The organism is Parachlamydiales bacterium (genome assembly GCA_041671045.1).
GTDB lineage: Bacteria > Chlamydiota > Chlamydiia > Chlamydiales > JABDDJ01 > JABDDJ01.
This window is the reverse complement of the sequence record JBAZCF010000003.1, coordinates 55,838-79,485: the sequence shown is the minus strand read 5'-3', so window position 1 is coordinate 79,485 and position 23,648 is coordinate 55,838. Positions and strand designations below refer to the sequence as shown.

Sequence of the window (23,648 nt, the reverse complement as noted above, 5' to 3'; positions counted from 1 at the left end):
AGTCGGGATTAAACATTCTGCAGAAAAGTTTCAGCGTGGAGAGATTCCTGGACCATTTTAAGGAAGCTTTCCCTTTGTTCTCCATTGGAGGATAGTAAGGCAAAGCAGAGATAAGGGACATTGTACACTTGCACAAATGAATGGGCAATATTTCCCCCTTCGTGGTTTAAGTGCGATATTAACCGCATCAGCTCATCTTTTGTTTTTACATCGTCTGCACTGACTATAAGTAAAAGGGAGTCTTTTGTTTCTGCGGACTTAAATATGGGAACGCCTGTTTTAAACAGCCTTTCATCAAGGACCACATTCAATAAAGAGAAAAGCTCTCCCATCAGCCTTACATCTAATACTGTGCGCATCACTACTGGGGAAAGGGAGTAGAAAAAGTTTTCCAACAATAGATCATTAGAGCGTGTTTTACCTTCTAAATATTGTCTTAATGCGCACAACTGTTCGTTTTGCTTTGAGATCATGCCCCCGTTATAGTCGCGGAAATTCCCTAGCATCCCCCCCAGTTTTTCCACTAGTAGCTGACGTGCCTTATTTAAATCAAGCGAGCCATTGCCGCGAATAAAGGCATTTTTTCTAAGTTTTGCCCTAAAGACGGAGGCAAATTTTGCATATTTTTTCCTCAGCATCCCCACCATTTTGGTGCGTTCATGGGTGTATGAGATCTGTGCGGTGTTTTCTTGCAGCAGATCTTGAATCGTTGGAGATCCTGGGATACTAACTTGAACGACCGTCACAGTAAAGAGAAGGCTGTCGCGTGTTTGTTCATCAAAACTGATAGAAACTTGCGGCATATCTTTGACGAACTTTATCTGGCTGCTCAAGTTTAGTATGTTGCGCATGATATCTTCTTCATTACGCGGCATGAAGACAGGATGCATTAGATGCTCTATACGGTCTTTTAAATCGTATGGAAGCTCTCTCTGAAGAAGGAGTATTTCCTGCACGGTAAATAGGCTGCCATCTTCTTTTTCTATTTCCATGTAGATTGTACAGACATGTTCAGATCCTCTTCTATGCGAAATAAAAGAGCCTTCTATAGGAAGTACATGAGATAGATAATTGTTGATCGCCTTCATCAAGTGCTTCTCATTGAAATACTCATTTTGCCCAATAAAATTGACGCCGATCACAATCCCTAAAACCATCCTCGGATTTTCCGGATCCATCATTCTGCAGCGTAATAGCTTAAGGTAAAGGTAGCGCTGTTGTGGATCTTCCTCAATTTTTTGGCATAAGTCTTTTCTGAAAAGATATTGTGTACAAACTAAGCGAGTGAGATAGCGGCTTTCACGATGAGAGAGGAAATCATCTTTCATCATGACCAGCATATGTTGCATTTCAGTGATCAAATCGTTGTCAAAGTATTTGTTTTGTCTCTTTAGCATGAAGCTAATCTGTTCATGGATGATGACTGTCTTTTCATCTGTTGTCAGCCCCTTCACTTCAAGAATACGCCAAGCAATAAAACGGGATTTTACTCCGGAACGGATTTCAGACTCGATGAGGGGGAGGTTATTGCGTATCTCTTGCATTTCATGTTCAGAAGTAGGCAAAAGAGTAATTTCACAAATTGTCAGCACTTGCGGGGAAAGATCGGGCAGCTTTACATCCGATGCAAAGACTGTCGTGACATTGATACGTTTACCAGGACAAAGCCATCTCGTCAACATCTCAAAAACGAATCTAAAGACGTGGGGTTTATTCTTCCAAAGGAGTGTAAAAGAGACAAATTCTTCAGGACTTTCACCCACCCTAGCTAGAAATACTGGAAGATTTTGTTCGAACTCATCTTTTTCGTCCTCATGAATATCTTTATCATAGGTATGAGGACAGATCAGGTGTTCTGGTATAACGGTATGGAGAAGGTGTTCTGCTACTTTCTGGTAGTAAGGGGAAGTAACACTAGTATGAAGGATGGCAGGCTCGCTTATCTTAAGCATATGTCACCTGCTCGGTACAGTCTTCGTAGATGGGCTCGTGGATTCGTATTCCTCGGTTTGAAATGATAGTCCTGTGAACTCGCTCCTCGTCTTGCTGCTGATGAAATGTCATGACATGCAAAGGAATGTTATTTCTTTCTGCTAACCGCACGCAACGTGCATGCAAAATTTTTCCAGTCCTTGCGATAATCTGCAAAGCTTCATCAAATGCCAGCTCAGGATAATGCTGTGCAGAGGCATTCTTTTTAGGATCATCGCTAAACAAACCAGGGACATCTTTATAGAACTCGATATGATCTGCATTCAACGCCACTCCCAAAGCTACAGCTGTGGTATCGGATCCACCACGTCCTAGGGATGTAATGGCTCCTTGGCGGCTAACGCCTTGGAAACCTGCAACGACAATAACTTTGCCTTCGCTGAGCGCAGGAGCTATGCGGTTAGGGCGGACATCTAAAATTCTTGCTTCTGCGTGTTCTTCTGTTGTTATTATCCCCGCCTGGCTACCTGTAAAACTTATTGCCGGAATGCCGCGTACGTCCAGAGCCATCGCCAAGAGTGAGCAGCTCATCCTCTCGCCCACAGTCACCAACATGTCATATTCTCTTCGTGGTGGAAAGGGATTGACAGCGTGAGCCATTCCAATAAGTTTATCAGTAACGCCTTGCATTGCACTGACAACTACAATAATTGAAGAATATTCATTTTTTTTAGAAGCAATGAGTCCTGCAACCTGCGCAAAATGAGTTAACGTTTCGACAGATGCACCACCAAACTTCATGACGAGTGTTGAGTTTTGCTTCATGATAAAATGCTGTATGTTGTGTCGGGATTCTTGCAGGAGTTTTCCTACGTGTCAAGAACAAAAAATCAGTAATTCCTTCGATTACGTTCTAACCACCCTTGCCCTTCTATTTTTCGAAGCTTCCCTTTTTTGCACAAATGGGCTATGCTACTAATCTATGTTTGAGCTGACGAAAGAATTCCGCTTTGAGGCGGGACACTCCCTCGAATTTCACGACGGTAAATGCCGTGGTCCGCATGGGCATTCCTATATTTTGATTGTGCATCTTTGCGGTGAAGAGTTGATAGCATCCGGAAGCAAGAAAAATATGCTCGTGGATTTCTCGGATATTTCATCTATCGTCAAACCGATGATTCATGACTATTTTGACCATAAATGGCTGAATGTTAGTTTAGATAATGATTCCCCCAGCGCTGAATTCATCGCACGTTGGATCTATCACTTTCTTGCCCCTTCCTTACCCCTATTATCCGCCATTACCTTATACGAAACAGCAACTTCCAAAGTTACGTATCGTCCCAAATCATAAATCTTCATTCCTATAGACGCGCCTGGGATAAATTCTTGCTCTTTTTCTTAGAGTTCTGGTATCGTATAACCATTAGCCTAAAATTTAGGAGAAACCTTTAAATGTCAAAACAGTCAAAATATACCTGGAACGATGATGAGATCTTGGATGATGTGCTCTTCGAAGAAAAAGATGCGCAATTATTCAAAAATCTTCTCAAAAGTGATAACAGTTCCGTCGAATCTGAAAACGCAGTATTAGCTCCAGGGTCCATACTCAAGGGTAAAATTGTCGAAATCACCAAGGACCACGTCGTTGTAGACGTAGGCTTGAAATCTGAAGGCATAGTACCTATTGAGCAATTTTCCGATCCTTCTCAGCTAGTTCTAGACGGTGAAGTGGAAGTCCTTCTCGACCAGCCCGAAGACGATAACGGCCAAATCGTCCTATCCCGTGAAAAAGCAGAACGCTTACGTCAGTGGGAATATATCCTACAGCATTGCGAAGAAGGATCTATCGTTAAAGGTCGCGTCCTCCGTAAAGTCAAAGGCGGCTTAATGGTCGACATAGGCATGGAAGCATTCTTGCCAGGCTCTCAAATTGACAACAAGCGTATTAAGAACCTTGACGAATACATCGACAAAACTTTTGAATTCAAAATTCTTAAGATCAATATCGAACGCAAAAACGTCGTCGTTTCCCGCCGCGAACTGCTTGAAGCCGAGCGCATTTCCCGCAAAGCAGAGCTACTTCAGACTATCAAAGAAGGCGACAAACGCGAAGGCGTCGTCAAAAACATTACTGACTTCGGTGTGTTCCTTGACCTCGACGGTATCGATGGCTTGCTCCACATTACAGATATGACATGGAAGAGAATTAAACATCCTTCCGAGATGGTCCAACTTGGCCAAAAACTCGAAGTCATCATCCTTAATGTCGACCGCGATAAAGGCCGCGTAGCTTTAGGACTAAAACAAAAAGATAGCAATCCTTGGGACGAAATCGAAAAACGTTACCCACCAGGTACTCGTGTTCATGGTAAGATCGTCAACCTTCTCCCTTATGGCGCATTTATTGAACTCGAGCCCGGTATCGAAGGCCTTATCCACGTTTCAGAAATGTCATGGGTAAAAAATATCACTGACCCAAGCGAAATCGTGAAGAAAGGTGAAGATATCGAAGCCATCGTTCTTCAAGTACAGAAAGAAGAAGGCAAGATCTCTCTAGGCATCAAACAAACTGAACATAATCCTTGGGATGATGTAGAAGCGAAATACCCAGTAGGCAGCAGCGTAAAAGCGGAAATCCGCAACCTGACAAACTACGGCGCTTTCGTTGAACTAGAGCCAGGCGTTGAAGGTCTTATCCATATCTCCGACCTAAGCTGGATCAAAAAAGTATCCCATCCTTCCGAATTGCTGAAAAAAGGCGACGTCGTGGAAGCGGTTATTCTTTCTGTTGACAAGGAAAGCAAAAAAATTACATTAGGTGTAAAACAGCTAAGTAATAATCCTTGGGCTAACATTGAGAAGATCATGCCTATCGGTTCTCTAGTGAAAGGTATAGTTTCTAAAATCACCGCTTTCGGTGCTTTTGTAGAACTTGACTGCGGACTAGAAGGACTTATCCACGTCACTGAATTATCTGACCAAGCTTTCGGTAAAGTAGAAGACGTAGTCTCCAAAGGCGAAGAAATTACTGCTAAAGTCATTAAACTTGACCCAGAGCACAAAAAAATCGCCCTCTCAATAAAAGAGTACTTAGTAGAGAAAAACCAGTTCAGCCGCGATGATATTGACATTACCAGTGCCCGTCCTTCAAAAGATGATAAAGAGCACAAAAAAGGTAAGCGCCAACATCAAGAAGATGAAGAAGAAGACGACCAATAAATAAGGGTCTAGCGAGTTGCGCCTAATAGGCGCAACTCCTACCATACATTGATTAAATCTAGGACTCCTAAATTCAATTCAATGTAAGAGCATTATATAGTATTGCTGTTAGACGATTTCTGCCGTAATAGTGCGGCCTTACACCATTTCCTTCGAGGATACTCCTCAAGAAGTGTTTAGGAGTTAAGTTTTCATGAACAAAGAGTTGATCGCCATCTTTGAATATCTAGAACGCGAGAAAGGGATCAAGCGTGAGATAGTGATTGCTGCTATCGAAGAATCCTTACAAGCAGCTGCACGAAAAAGCATCAATGGGGCCTCCAATGTAACCGTTACTATCCATCCTAAAACGGGCAGCATCGATGTATACAGCGAAAAAGAAATTGTAGAAGAAGTAGAAATCCCTACTCTCGAAATATCTCTCGAAGACGCTCGCGTCATCGACCCCGAGTGCCAACTCGGTCAATTCATCGACGTAATGGTCAAAGCCGGAGATTTTGGACGCATAGCCGCTCAAAAAGCCCGCCAAATCATCACACGTAAACTTCGCGGTGCAGAACGCGATGTTATATATGAAGAATACCGACACCGCATTGGAGAACTAATCTCCGGTACAGTAAAACGTTTTGTTCGCGGCACAAGCCTTATCGTCGATCTTGGCAAAGTGGAAGCTATCCTTCCGATGCGTAACTACCCACGCACCGAAAGTTATCAAGTCGGCGACAAAGTCCTTGCACTGCTATTAGATGTGGTTGACACCGAAAACGGCGGTGCCGAAGTCATCCTCACTCGCAGCCATGCAGAATTTGTAAAAGCCCTATTAGCGCACGAAGTTCCCGAAATCGAAGACGGTACCGTCGTTATCGATAAAATCGTCCGCGAACCAGGCTACCGCACTAAGTTATCAGTGCATTCAGAAAACCCCAAAGTCGACCCTGTCGGCGCTTGTGTGGGAATGCGCGGAACCCGCGTAAAAAATATCGTTAGAGAGCTCAACAATGAAAAAATCGACATCATCCCCTTTTCGACAGATCCAGTTGAACTACTCCAAAATGCCCTCTCCCCTATAGAGATGCGTAAAATCAGCGTCAACGAAGAAGATAACTCTATCTCCATCGTTGTAGAAGATGACGATTTCGCCGCAGCAATCGGCAAACGCGGCATGAATGCCCGCCTCAATAGCCAACTTCTAGGATGGGATGTAGAAGTCAAGCGGATGAGCGAATACCATCAAGAGATGGCTAAACAACATGATGACATGGAAAAAGAAGGAGAGGCTGAAGACCTCGATACAGAACTCACAGGGATTGAAGGCGTTAAACCTCTAATTTTTGAAACTCTCTTTGACCATGGCTATAAAACACTCCGCGATTTCTTACGTGCAACACCTGAAAAGCTTGCCGCTATTCCCGGCATCTCGTTAGAACTTGCGGACAAAATCCTAGAAAAAATCCGTAAAAAGAGGATCTAAGCGTTGGCTAAAAATTTGAAATTAAACATTAAAAACGAGCAGCTTGCACAAGCAGTCAACCTGGGCAACATCAAAGGAAAGCTAGCTAAAAAAGGTTCATCTTCGGATGCTTCTCAAGCACCTAGCGCAAACGCCAAAAATGCGGACGCCTCCTCTTCAGAAAGTCAACCCAAAGAAGAAGCCCCTCGTATAAAAGCCAGATCACGCTCAGCTTTTGCCGAACCTGCAGCTTCAACTTCTGCTACCCCACCCGTGGAAAATCTTAAAGCGGAGACAGGAACACCTTTGCGTAAAGAAAATTTCCTGCAAGCTGAAGCCGATGCAGATACTGCTAGACCCAAATCAAATGCTGAACTCAGACGCCAAATCTTTGGCGATGAAATGGACATGTCCTCAGGACCTATGACTCCCGAGCCTCTTCCTAATGCTCAGTACAAACCGAAACCCACTCCAACTCCACCACCTGCACAAGCTCAGGAAGAGGAACCCAAGGCAGAGGCCGCTGTACAGAAAGAAGAGCCCGTAAAAGCTCCTCAGGAAGAACCTAAGCGACCCATTGAAAGACAAGCTGAAAGACCTCCCCGTTCTGAATACACACCTCAGCACCATGCTTCGACTCATTCTCATCCAAGACCTCCACAAAGATATCAGGATGGGCCAAAACATAACGCACCTTTCCCCCAAACGGAAAGCCAGAAACAAGATAACATCAGATATTCCGAATCACGTCGCCCAGCAGGCCCTTACGAAAAGTTAGGACCCACCGGTAGACACGTTAAAGATTTGGTTCCGCCTCCTAGGCCTAGAACACCTCGTCCGGGACAAGATAGCAGACCGCCACGTCAAGGTGATGACCGTGGACCTCCAAGAGGCCCAATGGGACCTAGGCCCCAAGCTCCTCAAGCCGGTGCAGGCGCTCCTCCAGCTCAAGATAAAGAAAGAAGACGTCCTCGCGCTAAAGACGATACGACAACTATGTCTATTGCCTTCAGAGATGCAGATGAGGCAGGAAAGGTTGCCAAAGGACCTAAAGCAAAAGAGTTCCGTGACGTTAAACCTGCTCGTAAACTGCCTGATGTTCAACGCTCCTTTGATGCCAGAGACCGCCACGGCCTAAGAGCCGATGAAGAGGGTCAAGGCTGGCGTAAGAAGAAAGCCAAAGGTCGTAAGCTTATCGAGGACACAACTCAACGTCCAACTACCCTTGTTGTACGTCTTCCAATCACAGTCAAAGACCTTGCTTCTGATATGAAGCTAAAAGCTTCTCAGCTTATTGCTAAATTATTCATGCAAGGTGTGGCTGTTACACTCAACGATCTTCTCGAAGATGAAACGACCATCCAACTTTTAGGACAAGAATTTGGATGCGAAATCACTGTTGACCGTCGTGAAGAAGAACGTATCCGTATCACCGATAAATCAATACGTGACGAAATCGCTGAACGCCAAGAAGGTGAAACTCTCCTAACTCGCGCCCCCATCGTTGCTTTCATGGGTCACGTCGACCACGGCAAAACCAGCCTCATCGATGCAATCCGTAAAAGTAACCGCGTTGCCGGTGAAGCAGGAGCTATTACCCAGCATATCGGCGCCTTCCGCTGCAGTACTGCTGTGGGTGACATCGCTATTCTTGATACTCCCGGTCACGAAGCCTTCTCCGCCATGCGAGCAAGGGGTGCAGATGTTACCGATATCGTCGTTCTCGTTGTCGCAGGCGATGAAGGAATCCGTCAACAAACGATTGAAGCGATTCAACATGCCAAAACTGCCGGCGTAACTATTGTCGTTGCTATCAACAAATCCGATAAGCCTAACTATAATACGGAAACTGTCTACAGACAGTTGGCAGAACAAAACCTTCTGCCTGAAGCTTGGGGCGGCCAAACCATCACGATTAACTGCTCTGCTGTTACAGGTGAAGGTATTAACGCACTTCTTGAAATGTTAGCTTTGCAAGCTGAAGTCCTCGAACTAAAAGCCATACCGGAAATGCGTGCACGCGGCACCGTTCTAGAGTCTGAATTGCACAAAGGAATGGGTAACGTTACTACTGTGCTCGTCCAAAACGGAACATTGCACCGCGGCGACGCCGTTGTCTTCAGCCAACACTGGGGACGCGTCAAAACGATGCGCAACGAGTTCGGTAAAGAACTGGAAACAGCTGGACCATCTACTCCTGTCGAGATCACTGGTCTTTCGGGACTTCCTGATGCCGGCGAAGAATTCATCGTCGTTAAATCCGAGAAGGAAGCTCGCGAAATCGCTGAAGCACGTTCGCAAGGCCTAACGCAGAAGAGAATGCAGCAAGGCAGAAAGATGACGATGGAAAGTATGCTCCTGAAGTCTAGCGAAGCCGGCAAGAAAATACTCAATTTGATTGTACGTGCTGACGTTCAAGGCTCTTTAGAAGCTTTACGCACTGCATTAGAGAAAATTCATTCTGACAAAGTCGATCTAAACATCATCATGTCCGGTGTAGGCGAAATTTCAGAATCCGATGTTCTCATGGCAGATACATCTAAAGCTGCCATCTTGGGCTTCCATACCCAGATTGAAGCACACGCAGAAGCCCTCATTAAACAATACGGAATCCGTGTTTACCTGCATGACATCATCTACCACGCTATCGATCAAGCTAAAGAGCTGATGACCGGCATGTTAGATAAAATTGCAGAAGAAAATGAGAAAGGCCAAGTTGAAGTTAAAGCTATCTTCAAATCCTCACAACATGGCGTCATCGCTGGTTGCCAAGTGTCGGAAGGCTCTATCCACCGTTCCAACCTTGTTCGCTTACGCCGTGGAAAAGATATCATCTGGAAAGGAACTATCTCTTCTCTTCGCCGCGGTAAAGACGACGTACGCGAAGTCCAAAAGGGCTTTGAATGCGGTGTAGTCTTAAACGGCTATAATGATGCGCAGGAAGGCGATGTGATCGAATCCTACGAGATGATTTATAAACTACAAGAATTATAAGCTTTGGCGGAGAGGAAACTCTCCGCCTTAAATAGACACAAGATTATGCCAGTAAAACGCACAGACCGATTAAATTCGTTACTCAAAGAAGTCATCGATGAAGTCATTCGACGCGATGTAAAAAATCCATATGTCAATGAACTTATGACTGTTACCCGTGTAGACATTACAAAAGACCTGCATTACGCAAAAGTCTATATCAGTGTCATCGGCTCTACTGTTGAAAAAGAAAACACCATCCACGCATTACAAAGTGCTGCTGGATTCATTGCTGTCCACGCTTCTAAAAAAGTCGTGATGCGCTATTTCCCCTCCCTTACTTTTCATCTAGACGATTCTGTAGAAAAACAAATGCGCATGGCCCAACTGATGAATAAAATCAGTGACGAAAGACGCGCAAGAGAAGAAGCAGAACCGCAGGAATAAGATTTTATCTTGAATATTGAACAACCCGCACAGGGAATTTTGGTCGTTGATAAACCGGCTGGAATCACCTCGTTTACTCTAGTTGCCTGTTGCCGTCGTGTAACAGGTGTTAAAAAAATCGGCCATGCAGGCACGCTGGATCCTTTTGCTACCGGCGTTATGGTATTGATGATCGGTCGTGACTTCACACGTTTGTGCGATCAATATACTGCAATGGACAAGGTCTATGAAACAACCCTGCATTTAGGGATTGAGACAGACTCCTATGATGTGGATGGTAATATCACAAGGCAGTCTGATCACGTCCCCTCTTTGAGTGATATTAATGACGCATTACTGACATTCCAGGGTGTACAGCAGCAAATTCCACCTATGTTTTCTGCCAAAAAAGTCAAAGGCCAGAAATTGTATCACCTAGCTAGACAAGGGGTGACAATAGAACGTACACCGGTTCAAGTGAATATGACCGTGGAGTTACTTGAGTATGCCTACCCCCATTTAAGATTGCGTATAGAATGCTCAAAAGGCACTTACATACGCTCTTTAGCCTATGATCTTGGGCAGAAACTTCAATGCGGAGCACATCTCATTCAACTACGTCGCATTAGAAGCGGCGCATTCAATCTTGATAATAGCTTAGATGGTGCCAAGTTGAAAAGTGGTGAAGTGACCCTAGAAGAACTAAAAAGCCATCTTTTACCCGCAATGACGACATAATATCTTAGACTAGCTGATAAATATCTGAATACTCTATTCTATGAAGGTATGCAGCAGCTTGACTATAACTAAGACACGTATGACCATCATCCACAATCCGAGTACGCCGCTTCATCTATCACAAGACTTAGCTGTAGCCATCGGCATGTTCGATGGTGTGCATTTAGGGCATAGGGCCCTGATTGAACGGGTAAAAGATGTCGCCAAAGCACGGCACTGCCCCGCAGCCCTCATTACTTACGATAATCACCCCTCGCTAGCACTGCGCCCTAACGAACCCACTCCGCTGATATATACCTCTAATCAGCGCCTTTCATTATTGGAACAGTTTGGTGTCGATTACATCCTGCTTTTCACCTTCAATCATAGCTTCGCCAATCAAACAGCAGAACAATTCTTAGCGCATATTAAAAACATCTGCCCCTTTAGCTATCTGAACATGGGATACGACGGACGCCTTGGTAAAAACCGCTCCGGCGATGAGGAGCATCTAAAAACTTTAAGTAAGCGTTTCAATTTCATCTTAGAGTACATGCCTGCGTATTCACTGGACAACGAGAAGGTTTCAAGTACGGCAATAAGGGATTTAATTCGCGCAGGCGACCTGAATAATGCCTCTGCTTTACTTGGACGCCCTTACAGTATTGCAGGACATGTTATCACGGGGAAAAAACTTGGAAGGACAATAGGATTTCCTACCGCTAATCTTTTAGTACATAACATTGTTACTCCCCCGCCAGGTGTTTGGGCTGTGGATGTTATCTGGGAAGGACATAAAAGGCAGGCCGTCGCTAATTTAGGTGTTGCTCCTACAGTAAATACACTGCGAGAGTTATTGCTTGAAGTGCATATTCCTCATTATGATGGCGATCTTTATGGCAAAGTGCTAGAAGTTGTCTTTAAAAGATATCTCAGACCCGAAATGCGTTTTGATGGATTACCACATTTGCAGGCTCAGCTTAAGAAAGACGTACATTCTGCTATTACAGAGCTGTGACACAAGATACTTGCCTTGACTAGAATATCAGATGCTCCTCCCGGCTCAAAAGATTCCTTTGATTTTAAGAAAAACCATAAAAAAAACGAATTAGTCATCACCAACAGTAATAATGTAGTTATTTTGAAAGCAAAAACGATTTCAAAGAAAGAATTGGAAAAGACACCAGAAATTGAAGAAAACCTATCTTCCGGGACAAGTGGCTTTAAAAAAATCCATGTAATTGATAAGGGCGGAAAAACTAGAGATGTTTACATTCAATTAAAAACACTTAGCTCACCGGATATTAAACAAAGATGATCAATACGATACACTTTTTAAAGATCTAATGTTAAAACTGCGTATTGAAAAGAAATTTGAAACGTTAAGAAATCCTCCAATGACAATTACAAAAAGCAATCCGTTAGTTACCGGAGGCCGTGAAACAAAAAAATTAGAATTAAATGATGAACAAAAATTAAAGCTAATAACTGAAATTGAAACGAACCGAGAAAAATGGTTACTTGAAGCTCAAAGCAATAATTTCAAAGGTGTTCATAAAAAAATCCCTATAACTAAAGAATTTTCTGCTGAAGTAGATATTTATGATCGTTTTATTGAAGCTTTCAAGGTTGATACAAAAATAAACTATCCTGAAAGGTCTATTGAATGGGGTATAGTTAAATTAGTTCAAACGGATCCTGATTTGCGTTTTCAAAGTGCTTCAGAAGCCAAAGAATACTTTAAAAAGGCAGGGGCAGATTTAGATTAGACTTCTTCACTGCCAAAATTACAATGAATTAGGGCTTCACCTAGGATTTTATAGCCCTCAGGAGCTTTCTTTACGATGGCTTGGATTTCCGGATCCTGGATAAGAAGTTTGGGCAATCTCTTAAGATCCTGAGGTTTATGAGTGATATACCGAACGGCAAATTTTTTTTCATTGATGATGCGCGAAGAGGCTTCAAAATAAGATTCGATATTAACATCCATCGCTGCATTTACAAGTTCTTCATTATCTTTGAGAGACGGTGTAGCCGCCTTAATAACTCTACCATCCACCTTCACGGCTTTGAGCATAAACTCTTTGCTTGCTAAAAGCTCTGAGTGTAGCCCACAAGCGTTATTTTCAGGGGAATTCAAAAGAAATTGAAGCGCGAAGTCTTCGTTTTTTTGCAGACGCTCCGACAAGGATAAGTAAGCTCTAGCATTATTCTGCATAGCAAAAACGGCTATCTGATCATCATTTTGAAACTTCTTTGGAAAATGCTTTAAGATACAGCCTTGTATTTGGATGAGTTCTAAAGCAAAAACATGTTCGGAAAGAGTTTTAATGTCTAGATATTGAGCAAAATCATAGGAAACACCCTCTTGAAGGCATTTTATTATGAATCTATTATCTTCTTTAAGCTCATGATGGAGAAATTTTGCTTGATGGAAGTCATATTTTAAAGCAGTTATTACCGCTTCAGTATCCAGAGCAATGTAAGGCTGAAGCCCTTGTAATGCTTGATTCTTGGGATTTAGCGCATCCTCAGATTTCATTTTAATGCCAAGAAGTGCGTTACGCCTATTATTTTCGTTTGTATTCACTTCAAGAATATCCGCCAGATTCAACTTATTAAAGTATTGAGAAACATATTTCTTTCCATTCCAGCTTCTGGAAGCATAGGTCCAAAAGGTGTTAGAGAAAATGCCAAAACCTAAAGTTTTAACTAAAAACCAAAGCGCTCTATTACGATTTTTAACCCTTGATATAGAACTGAGGTCTTTATCTATATTAAGGAGAAAATATTCATTCCCTTTGTATTGACGTCTGACCCCGGTTGAATAGGGGGTGGAGTTTGCACTTAGAGTTTTATCTTTAAACTTTATTTCAAAAGGCATAATTATTATAAATTATAAATTATTTATATAGATTATAATAAAATTATTATTAAACAGCAATCCTTTTCAAATTCTACTCGTGAATTAGACGTTATTAATGAATTCTTAGTTTAAAAACCCATGCAATTTCTCATTTGCTTATCACTGATCTGACTTGCTCTCTGATTTTTTATCCATGATCTATGAGATTTATATAAGAATACTCTCTGCTTATCCAAATTTTAACCTCTTGTGAGATAGAACTCCCTTTAAGATCCAGTTCTCTCAGGTTTTGTAAGCGTTTAACCACTTCGACGATTCCCTTATCAGAAATGTTTGGACATTGCTGTAGAACTAGTTTTTGGAGGACCTTACACCGAAACCCAATATCGACTAAGGCTGCATCCGTTAGAAGACAACGAGAGAGATCAAGCGTTTGAATATTCCTTACGAAACGCCCAATAAGATAGAAACCTTGATCTAAGAGCTTATTACATTCCGTTAAGTTTAATACCTGCAGCTTTGAGCAGCCTTGAAGAATAATGCTTAAATCAGCATCTCTAATTTGGTGGCAGCCGGATAGATTAAGACTGCGTAATCCTTTCAGTTTATTGAAAAGCCCCCAAGCTCTGTAGTCGAGATGGGTATTTTTAGCCAGTGTCAAATCGGTTAATCCTGGAGCCTTTATAAATACGCTTGCAAGGGTGGATGCATTCAACCACTCTGAAAGTGTTATATTTAGGTTTTCAAGTTTTGGGAATAGGGCCTGAAGAATATACGTTGCATCTGTAGCATCCGAGAGATCTAATGAATAGAGATATTGGCTAGCTGCCACCAAATCAACTAATGGCTGTTTTTCAGCCAGAACACCTTTGCAGGTAAGGTGTGAAATTTCATTTTGCAACAGATTATATATTTTCAGAGTATCATCTAGAAAATTATGTACCTCAACAGCTAAACCAGGCTTCTCTAAAAGGAATGTGATACCTGAATTCAATGTGTTGGCATAATCAGCACATACGATAAAAAGGCAATTCCAACGGCATTGATAAGCAAAAAGGGCACTTTCAAAAACGTTTTTTTTATCTAAATATCTTTTATAGGTATCTGCTGCTAACTGTTCTAAGGGCTTGCATTCGCAGTTTACCGCCATCTTCATAAAGGAAAGGAGTTCCTCGGCTTTCTTATGCCAAAGATCGGGTAAGCTCCCTTCCTGACAGTATGTAAGATAGGTCAGAAAAAACTCTTTATCAAAAGGAGGATCGATCAACTTAAAGAATTTTTTATCTTTATCTACACATTCATTCAAAACTATTTGTCTGAGAAATGCACTATCAGAAACAAATAACAACGAGTTTACTTGGAATTCCTCGCCTTGAAAGGCAACCGTCAAATCATTGATAACGTTCTCCTTAAGCAATTTCCACTGGCTGCGTATCGCCGCTGCAATAATGGATGCTGTTTCAGGGAGAATCCGCTGTCTGAAGAAACGGCGCGTAAGGACTTCAATTGTTTTTGAGAAAAAAGTGGGATGGGCATCCACCCAAGTATGATCATCCAAAGAAGAAATAAAAAACTTTATTAAATCGGGAAGATTATCCTTCAAGCCATTAAAAAGGCTTGTCTCATCCTTTACGGCACAATATTTTTCTAACTCTGGAGGAAGTAAGGAAGGTGTTTGCATGGGTACAAAAAAAATAAGTTTTACTTTTCGAAATATGTTATCACACGTCGAAAAAATAAAACTTATTTATCCTTATGGTCGCTTTTTACCACTATGCGGTAATATTAATTTTCCTTCTAGCGGCATATATACAAATCAGTAACATGCTTCCTAAAATCAAGTATGTAGAGGGTTCAGGTACGGCAATGCTTGCAAATCCGCTAAAAGATCCTGACACGACTGAACCGGCTCCTCTTAGGTTGTTTGCTACTAAGTTACCTGTAACTTGACCGCTAGGAAATGTAATCAAAGCGTTCGGTGCCAGTAAACTGGCATTCTGTCCGCTGATGAGGATATTGGTGGCGGAATTAGCGTTGACTAATAGATTGCTTGAAGTCATTCCCCCGGTAAAGGAGTAGACTAAATTATTCAAGGTTCCGCTAAAATTAGTATCTGTGATGTTTATTACCAAATTGGAAGCATTTGTTCCGATAAAATTCATTCCCCAATAAGAGTTGAACTGTGCCGCTGTAAGATTAAGGAAGTTCATACCGGGAGTTAACACTGTAACAAGTAATTGGCCAAAGTTATTGACAGCTAAAACATTAGTACTCATTGCAGCCCAAGTAGAGCTGGCATTTTGAAAGAAGGCTGAAACAGCAGATAAATTAATTGATGGGGTATAAGGTGTGTTTTCTTGAAGCGTTCCGCTAATAGTTAATGAAGGGCTGGCCTGGTTAGTCTGTGCAAGGGTTACATTTCCGGAAATATTACCGCTGGTCCCTGTTAGCTTCCCACCGCTAGATATATTTCCATTCACAGATGTAGAACTGATCGTAACATTTCCTCCGGCATCTATCCCACCATTTTGAACGTTTCCGCTAGTCCAAACGGCTTTTCCACCTGTATATAAAGAATAGGCTGTGCCTGGTCCCGCTCCGGCATTGGAATGTATGCTAGCTCCATTGAAATAAGCATTGTTACCTGCCCCTACAATTCCTTGAATAGAAGATCCGTAAGCTTGGGCTGGAGTACCTATGGAATCTATAGCGTACACGTTAAATAGCCAGGGAGAGAAGTCTGCATTGACAGGTGCGAAGGAGAATAGAAGGGCAGACAATAAGGCAATAATTTTATGAGACATATATTAGCCTCTCTTTAAGACGTTAACTTCATTATATCACTTTTCAAATAGATTTTATACATTATGAAAAGAAATTTAAATGATTAGCCTCAACAAAAATAGGACCAAGATTCCTTAAGATGAAAGACTTAAGTGAATAGCATTGAGATGTTTATATAAATAAACCTAGCGATAATTCTATTTTACGAAGAGAAGTGTTGCTAGTATTAGAGTATCCTATACTAGGACAGGTTTAGCCTGTCTTAGCATCTCCTCCAGATAAAGTTGAGGCCTAGGGGAAAGGCCTCCTGTTTAGATGCGATTACTTTCTAGTAAGCAGTTGTATCGGGAATCCCCCGTTAGACAGCTTAATCGATTGACTACCGGACCATTTTTCTTTGGATTCACTAGGGATTAAAACGCCATAGTTCTCTGGTTTACGTAAGGCAATGAATTGGCTCAGCAGTGAATAAAGCTGTCCAGCCTGGGGACCTGAACTTAATCTACGGTCATAGGGTGGGTTTGCAACAATCCATTTGATAGGACCTTTAAATGATGTTTCTGTAAAATCTGTATGCTCGACTTGAATATCATTGTGAAAACCTGCAGCACGAAGATTTTTCTTGCAGATTTGGATAACACTGCTATTGCAGTCTACCCCGAGAATAGAGTTTTTAGCTAAGGGACGGCGCAATCTATCGATTGTGTTCTTCAATTTCAGCCACTCTTCCTGCTTAAAATGAGGATGGTTCATAAATCCCCACTTGGTGCGCAAAAATCCGGGAGCAGTCCCCGTTGCCATTAGCGCAGCTTCAGCTAAAAAGGTGCCTGAACCGCATAATGGATCGCATAATACGCCGGAGCCGTCATAGCCGATAAGTTGGAGAATGGCTGCTGCTAGGTTCTCTTGCAATGGAGCCATGCCCCCATCCAGGCGATAACCTCTTTTATGCAGGGGTATTCCTGAAGTGTCCAGGTAAATTGTGCCGTGGTATCCTGAGACGTGAAGATTGATTTGAACATCAGGTTCTTCAATATTTACACTGGGGCGCTCGCCGCGCAGGTCACGTAACCTATCGCATAAGGCATCTTTGACGACCAGTCCGGCAAAATGGCTATTATTGAACTGATTGTTATTGGTGACGTTGCTGTCAATGGCGATAGTTGCCCTTTTATTGACAATTTTTTCCCAAGGTATATCCAGAGCAGCTTTATAGAGGGCGTCGCGGTTATTGCATTTAAAGCGTACCAAAGGCCAAAGTACACGTGTAGCTATGCGTGAACAGTAATTGATGCGGCAGCAGTCTTCGAGTGATGCTTCATCGACGTATACGCCTCTAAATCCTTCTTTAAGGAATAGGCAACCTAAACGTTGCAGTTCTGCAGCTAATAACTCTTCGAGGCCAGGCCCGCAGGTTACAAATATGGTATCTTCTTCTTTGGTCATCCTTGCCTCAAATCAATTATGCATAAACAAAATCACATCGCCATCCTGAACGATATATTCGCGCCCTTCCGAGCGGGCCTTTCCAGCTTCGCGCGCACCTACTCTTCCGTTGCAAGTAATAAAATCGTTGTAGGCGACAGTTTCCGCGCGGATAAATCCTTTTTGGATATCGGTATGGATTTTTCCGGCGGCTTCGACAGCAGTCATTCCTTTATTGATTGTCCATGCGCGAGTTTCAATTTCACCTGTCGTAAGATAGGTGATCAATCCCAACATATTGAAGGAAGCACGGATTAGACGTGTTAAACCTGATTCTGTCAGGCCGATGCTTTCTAAGAATTCAGGACGTTCTTCAGGAGGGAGTTGGGATATTTCGGCTTCGATTTTAGCGCAGATGGGGATGACTATGCTGCCTTCTTTTTCGGCATATTCTCTGACTTTCTGAACGTAGGGATTTTCCATAGATGGCAAGAAGTCTTCGGATACATTGGCAGCGTAAAGAACTCTTTTATTGGTAAGGAGGGGGTAAGGAATAAGCAGTTGGCGTTCTTGCTCGGTTAAATTTAAAGTACGCACAGGGAGGTTTTCGTTAAGGTGTGCCTGGACTTTTTTTAGGCACTCCAGTTCCACTGCGATTTCTTTGTTGCTTTTGAGTTGTTTTTCCAAACGTGACACGATGTTGTCGATAGTTTGAAGGTCTGCAAGCGCTAATTCAATGTTGATCACTTCAATATCGCTGATGGGATCGACAGTTCCATTGACATGGATGACATCCTCGTCTTCGAAACAGCGGACGACATGCACGATAGCATCTGTTTCGCGAATATTGGCTAGGAATTTATTTCCCAATCCTTCTCCTTTGGCAGCGCCGGCAACGAGTCCTGCAATATCTACAAACTGCATAGTGGCATATAGGATCTTATTGCTGTGGGAGATATTAGATAATGCCTGTAAGCGAGGATCGTATACTTCAACAATACCGATGTTTGGCTCGATTGTGCAGAAGGGGTAATTGGATGCGCTTGCCAGGCAAGAAGTTAAGGCATTAAAAAGTGTGGATTTGCCGACATTAGGCAGTCCGACAATGCCGCAGGAAAGTTGAGCCATATATTCTCCAGATAGAAGAGATGCTAGAATTTTTTCATATTTACTAAAACAATATATCTATTTTGAAACAACTTTACAAGGGTAATGTTTTAGAGCCTATCTTCAAAGTTGAATTAGATGATTTATGAATGCATCTTTGTATTGATAAAATGTTAAATAACAAAACACGAAACACAACACAATTACACAATATAAATTAAATTTTTATTAATGCATTTATCTTGACAGTGACGATTTTACTAAAGTATACTAATAATAAGAGAGTATATAAATTGCTTATATATGTAATGTTTGAATTTATTTCCCCTGCGAATTCCTTGACCATGATTACTCTCTAGAATGGACTAAAAGTTGTTGTATTTATCATTTTTTGCTGTTTTGATGTCATGGCACCCCTTGAAAATCAAGGGGCCGGAGGTGACGGACGATGGGTGAGAAAACCGAGAAGGCAACCCCGAAGAAAATGCGGGATGCCAGAAAGAAAGGACAGGTTGCTAAATCTCAGGATTTACCCTCGGCATTTACATTTATTGTATCTGTCTGGGCTGTTCTTGGAATGAGCCATTTTTTGTACAACAAAATGGGTGCGGTTCTTGCTGAGAATTTTAAGTTAATAAACTACAACAACTTAGAGACAATCCTTCCCTCTCTTTACATGTCCTCCATCATGGACATTTTTTACATTTCCCTTCCAATCTTAGTGATCGTATCCGTTATTGGCGTCGTTGTTAACTTCCTAGCTGTAGGCCCTGTTTTCACCACGGAAGTTTTCAAGTTTGATCCAAAGAAATTCGACCCTGTACAGAATCTTAAAGCTAAGTTTAAGTTGAAAACACTCATAGAGCTGCTCAAATCCTGTATTAAAATCACAGTTGCAGGCTATCTTGTTTACCTCGTCATGTGGCATAGCATTCCTGTCTTAATAAAAACATTGGATGTTCATACGTCGACAGCATTGCTTGTGTTTTACACGTTTTTAAAAGAAGTTATTATTAAAGTAGGTATATTTTTCGTCATTGTAGCGGTGGCAGACTTTGCATATCAGAAAAAGTCATTTGCCAAAGAAATGAAAATGGAAAAATTTGAGATAAAACAAGAATACAAAAACACTGAAGGCGACCCCCACATCAAAGGTAAACGTAAACAAATTGCTCAGGAAATCGCATTTGGCGAAGGACCTAGCGGTGGCATAAAAAATGCAAAAGCAGTGGTAACAAATCCGACGCATTTAGCTATTGCGATAGGTTACAACAGAGATACGGATGCAGCGCCTTATATTCTTGGCATGGGGGAAAATTTAATCGCAGAGCAGATGATTCGCTTTGCAAAAATGTATAATGTTCCGATTGTAAGAAATATAAGATTAGCACATAAACTTTGGGATGAAGGAGAATTGCACGAATTTATTCCAGAAGAAGCCTATGAAGCCACGGCTGAAATCCTGCGATGGATTGCGGCGTTGGATACAGAAAAAGAATATGATTATCAAGAAACGGATTTAGATTGAATGACGGATAAGGACACTGGGAGAAGGCATATATGGAACTGATAAGAAGAATCCTGGATGGGATTACCGCCAGACTGGGCGGCGACCAATCGATGGAAAATATTTCGCGTGCAAGTGACGTTGCACTAGCGCTATTGATCATCGGCATTATTGGTATGATCATTATTCCATTGAATCCCCATCTGATCGACTACCTTATCGCCCTTAACCTGACCATTTCCGTCCTCTTGCTGATGGTTGCTTTATATATCCCCAGTGCAGTCCACTTGTCCATCTTCCCTTCCCTACTACTGATTACCACCCTTTACCGGCTGGGCTTGAACATTGCCTCTACTCGTCAGATCCTTTTACAAGCAAATGCGGGTGACATTATCTTCGGATTCGGTAACTTCGTCGTTGGGGGCAATTTCGTCGTCGGTGGCGTTATCTTCCTTATCATTACCCTCGTTCAATTTATCGTTATTACAAAGGGTGCTGAACGTGTGGCTGAGGTTGCAGCCCGTTTTACCTTGGACGCTATGCCCGGTAAGCAGATGAGTATTGATGCGGACATGCGCGCAGGTTTGATCGATTCCAACCAAGCGCGAGACAGACGTTTAGCCATTCAGAAAGAGAGCCAATTATACGGTGCGATGGATGGTGCGATGAAGTTCGTTAAAGGTGACGCCATTGCCGGTATCGTTATCACTTTGATTAACATTATGGGTGGTATCACCATCGGTATGTTGATCAATGGGATGGAAGCAATGGATGCGGTTCAAACTTATTCCATCTTGTCCATTGGTGACGGCTTGGTGTCCCAGATCCCTGCGCTTCTAATTTCTATTACGGCAGGTATCGTGACGACACGGGTTACGAGCGATACAGGTAAATCCAATTTAGGTTCGGAGATTTCGGGCCAGATTTTAAAACAACCAAAAGCGCTACTTCTATCTGCAGCCTTCTTAATGGGTATGGCTGCTATTCCCGGCTTTCCTGCCCCTCCTTTCTTAATTTTGGCCTCTGCATTGGGAATGCTAGGTTATGCATTAATGACAACTGAACAAAGCCGTAATACTTCCCAAGCGTTGGCCGGTACGGGCGGAGGTACGATCTCATCCGCTGCTGATGAACCTTCCAGTATTGACACTGGTGTTAAAGGACATAAGGTCATTTCAGGCGGTGGCATTGACAGCTATGCATTAACCCTCCCGGTTATATTAGAAACAGGTAAAGGTTTAAGCCAAGAGATACAAAAAGTTGCTAAAGGAGCAAGCTTCGTGGATCAAATGATTCCCCGTATGAGGCAGGCGCTGTACTCGGACTTAGGCGTACGCTTCCCCGGCGTTCACGTCAGAACAGACTCCCCTATATTGGAAACAGATGAGTATTCTATCCATTTGAATGAAGTCCCTATCGTCAGAGGCAAGGTGTTAGATGGTTATATGCTTACAAACGAAACAGAAGAAAACCTCCGCCGCTACAACCTGCCTTATGTTAGCTACAAAAACTCCTTAGGGCTTCCCTCATTATGGGTGGAAAATAAAAATAAAGAGCTCTTAGACAAAGCCGGCATTAAATATTGGAATGCCCTTGAAGTAATGATCCTTCACCTCTCCTATTTCTTCCGCCATTATGCTAACGAATTCGTAGGTATCCAAGAAGTGAAGGCTATGTTGGAATTTATGGAGAAATCTTTCCCTGACTTGATCAAAGAAGTGACCCGTCTTATTCCGCTACAAAAGATGACAGATATTTTTAAACGATTGATCCAAGAGCAGATTTCCGTCAAAGACTTGCGCACAGTGATGGAATCGTTGGCAGAATGGGCGCAGACAGAAAAGGACACTGTATTACTAACAGAATATGTCCGTTCATCATTAAAACGTTATATTAGCTACAAGTACTCTCAAGGCCAGACAGTCCTATCCGTCTATATCCTTGATCCTGAAATTGAAGATATGGTCAGGGGCGCAATCAAACAAACATCCGCCGGTTCCTACCTAGCCCTAGATCCCGACTCTGTACAACTTATCCTGCAAGCCGTACGCAACACTGTAGCACCTCCTCCCCCAGGAGGCCAACCGCCCGTCATATTGACAGCAATTGACGTAAGGCGTTTTGTTCGTAAGCTTATTGAGATGGAGTTTACTGATATCTCTGTTGTTTCCTATCAAGAGATCATTCCGGAAATTCGCATACAGCCGCTAGGAAGGATACAAATCTCTTAGATAGTATACTAATTTTTGTTTAGGCAAGGAGGCTTTAACACTATGGGTATTACAGGTAATCTAACACAAGGTTTAAACCAAGGGATAATGGCGGATCAGAATATCTCCGCTACCCAGAAGATTCTAAAGCAAGATGCAAACGAAACGATAAAAGACGCGCAGATTGCTGATGTCAATGCAGATGACACTTTAAAAGATACTGAATTAGGGTCAGAAAGGAACGCATCGGTAGCGAAAGCTGCAACTAAAGGATCGGAAAAAGCAGCAAAAGATAAAGATATCAAAAAAGCCATGCAGTCGAGGGTAAACCAGGCTGCAGAAAAAGCTGAAAAAGGCGGAGACGTTAAGTCCAAACCGAGCGGACAACTTCAAGATAAAGCCAACGAATTTGCCGCCAAAACAGCCGGAGAACTTCCTTCCAGTACCTTACTTTCTCTTAACGATGGTATATCTGACAGAGAATCCCCCAAGCGCATTACGGATCTTGTAGAAAATAAAATTAGAAAAGACCGTAAAACGGATTTGCCCGAACACCATCTTGTAAGCGAAGCTCTTAAATTCCTTGTAGACAACGCTTCCGGAGAACGCAAGAAAAACCTACAGCAAGCATTTGATGACCACTATGCGGAACATAAGAAAGAAATTGATTACGGCCTTACCGTCGGTGTATATGCACGTGAGATCGCCATCGACAAAAACGGAAATGTCAGCTCTATTCGGCAGCAGATCAATAATATGATGAGGGAAGACGTTACGACCCACGAAATCTATGACGGATTCGATAAAGCATATGGCACAAGCACTAAAGTCTTTAGTAAAATGAAAGTTTATTTGAATTATCTTGGGGATGAGACTAAGAAAAAAGGAATAGAGCCTGCAAATTTATTGGCTGTGAATACTTGTGTACGTAAGCTGCAAGCTGTAAAAGGTGTATATGACCGCGAGATCACAAACTTTGACGGCGTCCTTAAACAGGCTGCAGCTTTAACCGCTTAATATTAGGAGAGA

The 23,648-nt window shown here is 42.5% G+C and carries 19 protein-coding genes; 12 read left to right on the top strand and 7 right to left on the bottom strand.

The window, feature by feature from the left end; translation table 11 throughout:
- Window positions 1-8: 8 nt before the first annotated feature.
- Both WC222_04915 and WC222_04910 read right to left on the bottom strand, forming a co-directional pair.
- The gene (locus tag WC222_04915; protein ID MFA6915717.1) at window positions 9-1,952 is read right to left on the bottom strand and encodes a hypothetical protein; all 1,944 of its coding nucleotides are present in this window, start codon (window positions 1,950-1,952) and stop codon (window positions 9-11) included.
- Window positions 1,945-2,757, bottom strand: coding sequence for an aspartate kinase (locus WC222_04910; protein ID MFA6915716.1), 813 nt, complete (start codon window positions 2,755-2,757; stop codon window positions 1,945-1,947). The genes WC222_04915 and WC222_04910 overlap by 8 nt, the downstream gene beginning before the upstream one ends.
- A 157-nt stretch (window positions 2,758-2,914) precedes the next feature.
- Here WC222_04910 and queD point away from each other — a divergent pair, with 157 nt between their 5' ends.
- The 9 genes from queD to WC222_04865 all read left to right on the top strand — a co-directional run bounded on the left by queD (window position 2,915) and on the right by WC222_04865 (window position 12,489).
- Window positions 2,915-3,286: a 6-carboxytetrahydropterin synthase QueD gene (gene queD, locus WC222_04905; protein ID MFA6915715.1), complete on the top strand. Its 372-nt coding sequence runs from the start codon at window positions 2,915-2,917 to the stop codon at window positions 3,284-3,286.
- A 101-nt stretch (window positions 3,287-3,387) separates the two neighbouring features.
- Window positions 3,388-5,154 (top strand): 30S ribosomal protein S1, encoded by a 1,767-nt coding sequence (gene rpsA, locus WC222_04900; GenBank protein MFA6915714.1) that lies wholly within the window; start codon window positions 3,388-3,390, stop codon window positions 5,152-5,154.
- Between the two features lie 193 nt (window positions 5,155-5,347).
- Window positions 5,348-6,625: a transcription termination factor NusA gene (gene nusA / locus WC222_04895; protein ID MFA6915713.1), complete on the top strand. Its 1,278-nt coding sequence runs from the start codon at window positions 5,348-5,350 to the stop codon at window positions 6,623-6,625.
- A 3-nt stretch (window positions 6,626-6,628) separates the two neighbouring features.
- Complete coding sequence (gene infB / locus WC222_04890; GenBank protein ID MFA6915712.1) at window positions 6,629-9,598, top strand: translation initiation factor IF-2; 2,970 nt, start codon at window positions 6,629-6,631, stop codon at window positions 9,596-9,598.
- Window positions 9,599-9,643: 45 nt separating this feature from the next.
- Window positions 9,644-10,024: a 30S ribosome-binding factor RbfA gene (gene rbfA, locus WC222_04885; protein MFA6915711.1), complete on the top strand. Its 381-nt coding sequence runs from the start codon at window positions 9,644-9,646 to the stop codon at window positions 10,022-10,024.
- Between the two features lie 9 nt (window positions 10,025-10,033).
- Window positions 10,034-10,741 carry a tRNA pseudouridine(55) synthase TruB gene (gene truB, locus WC222_04880; GenBank protein ID MFA6915710.1) on the top strand — a complete coding sequence of 236 codons (708 nt, stop codon included), beginning with the start codon at window positions 10,034-10,036 and terminating at the stop codon, window positions 10,739-10,741.
- Window positions 10,742-10,799: 58 nt separating this feature from the next.
- The gene (locus WC222_04875; GenBank protein MFA6915709.1) at window positions 10,800-11,738 is read left to right on the top strand and encodes a bifunctional riboflavin kinase/FAD synthetase; all 939 of its coding nucleotides are present in this window, start codon (window positions 10,800-10,802) and stop codon (window positions 11,736-11,738) included.
- 15 nt (window positions 11,739-11,753) lie between these two features.
- Window positions 11,754-12,038, top strand: a complete 285-nt coding sequence (locus tag WC222_04870) for a hypothetical protein (GenBank protein ID MFA6915708.1) — start codon at window positions 11,754-11,756, stop codon at window positions 12,036-12,038.
- 28 nt (window positions 12,039-12,066) lie between these two features.
- Window positions 12,067-12,489 (top strand): hypothetical protein, encoded by a 423-nt coding sequence (locus tag WC222_04865; protein ID MFA6915707.1) that lies wholly within the window; start codon window positions 12,067-12,069, stop codon window positions 12,487-12,489.
- Here WC222_04865 and WC222_04860 read toward each other — a convergent pair.
- The 5 genes from WC222_04860 to ychF all read right to left on the bottom strand — a co-directional run bounded on the left by WC222_04860 (window position 12,486) and on the right by ychF (window position 18,923).
- Entirely contained in the window at window positions 12,486-13,604 is a 1,119-nt protein-coding gene (locus tag WC222_04860) for a DUF4116 domain-containing protein (protein MFA6915706.1), read from the bottom strand. The two genes, WC222_04865 and WC222_04860, sit on opposite strands and share 4 nt — an antisense overlap.
- A 169-nt stretch (window positions 13,605-13,773) precedes the next feature.
- Window positions 13,774-15,267 carry a hypothetical protein gene (locus tag WC222_04855; GenBank protein MFA6915705.1) on the bottom strand — a complete coding sequence of 498 codons (1,494 nt, stop codon included), beginning with the start codon at window positions 15,265-15,267 and terminating at the stop codon, window positions 13,774-13,776.
- Between the two features lie 91 nt (window positions 15,268-15,358).
- Window positions 15,359-16,390: a collagen-binding domain-containing protein gene (locus WC222_04850; protein MFA6915704.1), complete on the bottom strand. Its 1,032-nt coding sequence runs from the start codon at window positions 16,388-16,390 to the stop codon at window positions 15,359-15,361.
- Between the two features lie 301 nt (window positions 16,391-16,691).
- Window positions 16,692-17,816: a THUMP domain-containing protein gene (locus WC222_04845; GenBank protein MFA6915703.1), complete on the bottom strand. Its 1,125-nt coding sequence runs from the start codon at window positions 17,814-17,816 to the stop codon at window positions 16,692-16,694.
- 12 nt (window positions 17,817-17,828) lie between these two features.
- Window positions 17,829-18,923, bottom strand: coding sequence for a redox-regulated ATPase YchF (ychF, locus tag WC222_04840; protein MFA6915702.1), 1,095 nt, complete (start codon window positions 18,921-18,923; stop codon window positions 17,829-17,831).
- A 427-nt stretch (window positions 18,924-19,350) separates the two neighbouring features.
- Between ychF and sctU the strand changes: the two genes are divergently transcribed.
- Genes sctU through WC222_04825 form a run of 3 tightly spaced genes read left to right on the top strand, consistent with a single transcriptional unit; the run spans window position 19,351 to window position 23,636 of the window.
- Entirely contained in the window at window positions 19,351-20,430 is a 1,080-nt protein-coding gene (gene sctU, locus WC222_04835; protein ID MFA6915701.1) for a type III secretion system export apparatus subunit SctU, read from the top strand.
- A gap of 32 nt (window positions 20,431-20,462) precedes the next feature.
- A complete protein-coding gene (sctV, locus tag WC222_04830) occupies window positions 20,463-22,640 on the top strand; it encodes a type III secretion system export apparatus subunit SctV (GenBank protein ID MFA6915700.1) in 2,178 nt (725 codons plus the stop codon).
- A gap of 42 nt (window positions 22,641-22,682) precedes the next feature.
- Complete coding sequence (locus tag WC222_04825) at window positions 22,683-23,636, top strand: hypothetical protein (protein ID MFA6915699.1); 954 nt, start codon at window positions 22,683-22,685, stop codon at window positions 23,634-23,636.
- Window positions 23,637-23,648 lie beyond the last annotated feature (12 nt).

Coding starts and splice junctions, on each gene's coding strand:
- WC222_04915 (MFA6915717.1), bottom strand. CDS start 1,952: ATGCTTAAGATAAGCGAGCCTGCCATCCTTCATACTAGTGTTACTTCC.
- WC222_04910 (MFA6915716.1), bottom strand. CDS start 2,757: ATGAAGCAAAACTCAACACTCGTCATGAAGTTTGGTGGTGCATCTGTC.
- queD (MFA6915715.1), top strand. CDS start 2,915: ATGTTTGAGCTGACGAAAGAATTCCGCTTTGAGGCGGGACACTCCCTC.
- rpsA (MFA6915714.1), top strand. CDS start 3,388: ATGTCAAAACAGTCAAAATATACCTGGAACGATGATGAGATCTTGGAT.
- nusA (MFA6915713.1), top strand. CDS start 5,348: ATGAACAAAGAGTTGATCGCCATCTTTGAATATCTAGAACGCGAGAAA.
- rbfA (MFA6915711.1), top strand. CDS start 9,644: ATGCCAGTAAAACGCACAGACCGATTAAATTCGTTACTCAAAGAAGTC.
- WC222_04865 (MFA6915707.1), top strand. CDS start 12,067: ATGTTAAAACTGCGTATTGAAAAGAAATTTGAAACGTTAAGAAATCCT.
- WC222_04860 (MFA6915706.1), bottom strand. CDS start 13,604: ATGCCTTTTGAAATAAAGTTTAAAGATAAAACTCTAAGTGCAAACTCC.
- WC222_04855 (MFA6915705.1), bottom strand. CDS start 15,267: ATGCAAACACCTTCCTTACTTCCTCCAGAGTTAGAAAAATATTGTGCC.
- WC222_04850 (MFA6915704.1), bottom strand. CDS start 16,390: ATGTCTCATAAAATTATTGCCTTATTGTCTGCCCTTCTATTCTCCTTC.
- WC222_04845 (MFA6915703.1), bottom strand. CDS start 17,816: ATGACCAAAGAAGAAGATACCATATTTGTAACCTGCGGGCCTGGCCTC.
- ychF (MFA6915702.1), bottom strand. CDS start 18,923: ATGGCTCAACTTTCCTGCGGCATTGTCGGACTGCCTAATGTCGGCAAA.
- sctU (MFA6915701.1), top strand. CDS start 19,351: ATGGGTGAGAAAACCGAGAAGGCAACCCCGAAGAAAATGCGGGATGCC.
- sctV (MFA6915700.1), top strand. CDS start 20,463: ATGGAACTGATAAGAAGAATCCTGGATGGGATTACCGCCAGACTGGGC.
- WC222_04825 (MFA6915699.1), top strand. CDS start 22,683: ATGGGTATTACAGGTAATCTAACACAAGGTTTAAACCAAGGGATAATG.